General features: G+C 45.6%; 6 protein-coding genes. 4 read left to right on the forward strand and 2 right to left on the reverse strand.

Annotated elements, in window-relative coordinates:
- Positions 1-365 (forward strand): GRAM domain-containing protein (locus VN105_RS24510; protein WP_325645192.1); only part of this gene is annotated, 365 nt, incomplete at its 5' end.
- A gap of 4 nt (positions 366-369) precedes the next feature.
- Here VN105_RS24510 and VN105_RS24515 read toward each other — a convergent pair.
- The gene (locus tag VN105_RS24515; protein ID WP_325645194.1) at positions 370-1,200 is read right to left on the reverse strand and encodes an ion transporter; all 831 of its coding nucleotides are present in this window, start codon (positions 1,198-1,200) and stop codon (positions 370-372) included.
- A gap of 115 nt (positions 1,201-1,315) precedes the next feature.
- Between VN105_RS24515 and VN105_RS24520 the strand changes: the two genes are divergently transcribed.
- From VN105_RS24520 to VN105_RS24530, 3 genes are read left to right on the forward strand one after another with little or no spacing between them, the layout of a single operon-like run.
- Positions 1,316-1,768, forward strand: a complete 453-nt coding sequence (locus VN105_RS24520; RefSeq protein WP_325645196.1) for a MarR family winged helix-turn-helix transcriptional regulator — start codon at positions 1,316-1,318, stop codon at positions 1,766-1,768.
- A gap of 26 nt (positions 1,769-1,794) precedes the next feature.
- Positions 1,795-2,241, forward strand: a complete 447-nt coding sequence (locus tag VN105_RS24525) for a DinB family protein (RefSeq protein ID WP_325645198.1) — start codon at positions 1,795-1,797, stop codon at positions 2,239-2,241.
- Positions 2,242-2,245: 4 nt separating this feature from the next.
- Positions 2,246-2,890 (forward strand): phosphatase PAP2 family protein, encoded by a 645-nt coding sequence (locus tag VN105_RS24530; RefSeq protein ID WP_325645200.1) that lies wholly within the window; start codon positions 2,246-2,248, stop codon positions 2,888-2,890.
- On the opposite strand, the gene VN105_RS24535 is transcribed toward VN105_RS24530, so the two are convergent.
- Positions 2,879-3,367: a hypothetical protein gene (locus VN105_RS24535; protein ID WP_325645202.1), complete on the reverse strand. Its 489-nt coding sequence runs from the start codon at positions 3,365-3,367 to the stop codon at positions 2,879-2,881. The two genes, VN105_RS24530 and VN105_RS24535, sit on opposite strands and share 12 nt — an antisense overlap.
- Positions 3,368-3,548 lie beyond the last annotated feature (181 nt).

The raw sequence follows: 3,548 nt of genomic DNA on the forward strand, positions 1-3,548 counted from the left end.
ACCCACAGGAAACGGTGTTGTTCAAAGTAAACGGTGTATACCTCAAAAGCAATTTTAATGCAAAACAAGGCACTTTGTATCTTACCAACGAAAGAATTGTTTTCGAAGCAAAGCCTATGTTGATGTTCCTCTTATTTGGAGTCATCGGCTGGTTGCTAAGCCGTAAAAAGATCTCCGTGGAATTTCCACTGGCCGATATTACGGATTTCAAAAGAGGTAAACAGGGATTTAATAAAAAAATAGCTGAATTTGACCTGATAGACAGCCGCAAGATCCGTATCGGTGTTACCGGTAAATGGGAAGTTTTTGATGCCGCTTACCAGAAGGCGATGCTGGATGTACAGCCCTTATTCAGCGTAAACTAATTCCTCAGAGTTTAGACCCGCAGTATTTGCAGAAGTCCGCATTTGCATCGTGTCCTTCACGCATGCAATGCGGACAAACCCTGCGATCCACGTCCTCCCGGTTACGGATCCTGCTCATTTCCACCGTTACTATCCCCGTAGGCACTGCAATAATTGCATATCCCATAATCATGATAAGCGCTGAAAATGTTTGCCCCAGCGGTGTTACAGGCGCTATATCGCCGTAGCCGACAGTGGTGAGCGTTACTACCGCCCAGTATACGCTTACCGGAATGCTGGTAAATCCTGAATTATGTTCAGATTCTATCACATACATGATAGCGCCTAAAACCACCGTTAATAACCCGATAAAAAACAGGAACACGAATATTTTACGCTTGCTTTGCTGCAGGGCGAGCGATAACTGTTTGCTCTCGTTAAGAAACGGAACCAGTTTGAATATCCTGAAAATACGCATGAGCCGCAGTATCCGGATAGTAAGCAGGAAATGCGCACCGCCATAAAACGCTTCCACATAAGTGGGGAGAATGCAAAGCAGGTCTACAAGCCCATAGAAGCTGGTCATGTATGCCTTCGGGCGATAGCTGCACCATACCCGGAAAATATATTCCAGCGTAAAAACCAGGGTGAATACCCACTCCAGTATATGAAACAGGCGGCCGAATTTCTGCTGCAAAGGCGCAACACTTTCCATCATAACAATAGCCACGCTAACCAGGATGGCAGCCAGCAGAATAATGTCGAATGCCCGCCCCGCGGGGCTACTGGCCTCGAAAATAATATTGTGCCATTTCTCCTGGAAGGGGGTAAGTTGCCGCGTAGTATTGTTAGTCATCCTGCTGAATTATGTACTTTAAACAAAACTTGTTAATTTATGTTTGATGAAGGCCGTTTTAAAGCGGTTAATTCAAAGTTTTATTCATCAGGTTGTATAACCCATTAACCACATTATGGCGAAACCAGATATCAGTGCCAGGCTGCGCATGAACATTGCCAGCGCGGTTGTCAGAACACATACAGCGTACCGGCTGAAACTATTGAATGTATTTATGCAGGCCGGACTGGATATTACTCCCGATATGTATTTCATCCTGCGTTACCTCTGGGGGGAACAGGATGGCAGCCGGCAGCAGGAACTGGCTGATAAGACCGGCAAAGATAAAGCCAGTCTGACCAAGCTGCTTGACAATCTCGAAAAAAGAGACCTGGTAAAGCGGACGGCCGACGAAACCGACCGGCGGAGCAAGCGGGTATGGCTCACTGCCAGCGGGAAAAAGCTGAAAAACAAAGTATATCCGTTGGCGTTATCCGTAGTGGAAATGGCGGAGAAGGGTATTTCCCGGAGTGACCTCCGCCATGCTCAGCTGGTATTGGAATATATTTACAATAATATCAAAAGATGATCCCCTGCTTTTCCTATCTTTAACATATGCTTACCGGAATTTTAATCAACTTATTTGAACGTGATCTCAGCAAACTGGAAGAAGAGATCGCTGCCTATGAAACGGCTGCAGGTATCTGGCTCATTCCTCCCGGCATAAAAAATCCGGCGGGAACTCTTTGTCTGCATCTTTGCGGCAACCTGCAACATTACGTGGGCGCCGTACTGGGGAAAACAGGATACATACGCAACAGGGACCTGGAGTTCAGTGCGCGGAATGTTCCCACGGAAGATCTGCTGGTGCTGATCAGCACTACCCGTCGTATAACCCTCACCGTTATAGCAGGGTTGACTGCGGAAGACCTTGAAAAAACCTACCCGGAAAAGGTGTTGGCAGGTACTATGTCTACCGCACATTTCCTGGTACACCTGAGCACACATCTTAATTATCATCTCGGGCAAATAAATTATCACCGCCGATTAACCCAGCCATAGTTAAATGAACGCTTTTCTGAAAAATTTTATCAGGGTATACCAGCAGGTAAAGTGGCTGGTATGGCCGTTTACTTTAATAGTAATAGCGGTACTGATAACGCGGGTGACGGTAAGCAGGCAGGATGCTTACTTCTTCATCAATAAACTGCATACGCCGGCGGGCGACTTCCTGTTCCCATACATTACAGCGCTGGGAAGCGTTTCCGCTGCTGTACTTATATCATTGTTGTTACTTCTTATTGACCGGCGTGCAGGTACCATGATGGCCACCGCTTACCTTTTCACGGCAGCTATCAGTTTCACGCTGAAAGCAGTCATCGGCTTTCCGCGGCCGTACCGTTATTTTGCCAGCCGCTTACAGGAGATCTATTTTGTACCGGGCGTATCCGTACTTGATAATTTCAGAAGCTTCCCTTCGGGGCATAGTGTATGTGCGTTTACTGCGGCCACAGTGTTGTCTTATTATGCAAAAAATAAGTACCTGTCTTTGATATACCTGGCGCTGGCTATGCTGGTAGGATATTCCCGCATGTACATGAGCCAGCATTTCCTTGAAGATGTAACTGCAGGCGCCACTTTAGGCGTTTTCTTCTCCATGGTGTGGTTAAGTATTTTCCGTGGAAAAACGGAGCAGCTGTCAGGACAATAGATCTTTCTTCTTCTCTATTTCGTCTATAAGCGAATCCTGGTGCTGCCGGAGCATTTCATTATATAGTTTTGCGGGAGATGTTGCTGCAGTATCTTTTTCTTTGTGCCATACAGGGGCAGGAGTGTACCGGGCCCACAATATTTCATACCCGATATAGATCTGGTACTTGCCTTCTCTTACATCATCGCTATGGCCCAGCCGGCGTTCTTCCCCGGGAGCGAGGTTTTCAATCAGCCTTGCCTGGTGGGTAGTGCCCATAGCAGTAGTGATCACCTGGTTAATGGCTACTGTCATAAACCGTTTGTCAGACAGGTTCTTTACGCTGCGCAGGTATTTGGATACACTGAATACGCTGTTGGAAACACCTGTTATCCTTACAGCCTGGATAGCATCTTCCCCTGCAATTGGCTTTAATTTCTTCTCTTTAAAAAAACTTACATGAAAACTCTGCATCCTGAAACGGATGTACCACAACATAAAAAAAAGTAAAATGATTACCGGAACATACATAGTTAACAGCTTTTGAGGAAAGAGTTACTGAACATAGTGTCAGTTCATTTAATCTGAGGTTACAGGGTATTTTGATTATCAACTTGATAATGCTAAGATAAAAAGTCTTGCATAGGTAATTGTAAATTCAATGTTAATGAAAGTGTGA

Source organism: Chitinophaga sp. (genome assembly GCF_035564935.1).
GTDB lineage: Bacteria > Bacteroidota > Bacteroidia > Chitinophagales > Chitinophagaceae > Chitinophaga.

Excerpts from the sequence above, each read along its gene's own strand:
- VN105_RS24530 (WP_325645200.1), top strand. The coding sequence starts at position 2,246 with ATGAACGCTTTTCTGAAAAATTTTATCAGGGTATACCAGCAGGTAAAG.
- VN105_RS24535 (WP_325645202.1), bottom strand. The coding sequence starts at position 3,367 with ATGTTGTGGTACATCCGTTTCAGGATGCAGAGTTTTCATGTAAGTTTT.
- VN105_RS24520 (WP_325645196.1), top strand. The coding sequence starts at position 1,316 with ATGGCGAAACCAGATATCAGTGCCAGGCTGCGCATGAACATTGCCAGC.
- VN105_RS24515 (WP_325645194.1), bottom strand. The coding sequence starts at position 1,200 with ATGACTAACAATACTACGCGGCAACTTACCCCCTTCCAGGAGAAATGG.
- VN105_RS24525 (WP_325645198.1), top strand. The coding sequence starts at position 1,795 with ATGCTTACCGGAATTTTAATCAACTTATTTGAACGTGATCTCAGCAAA.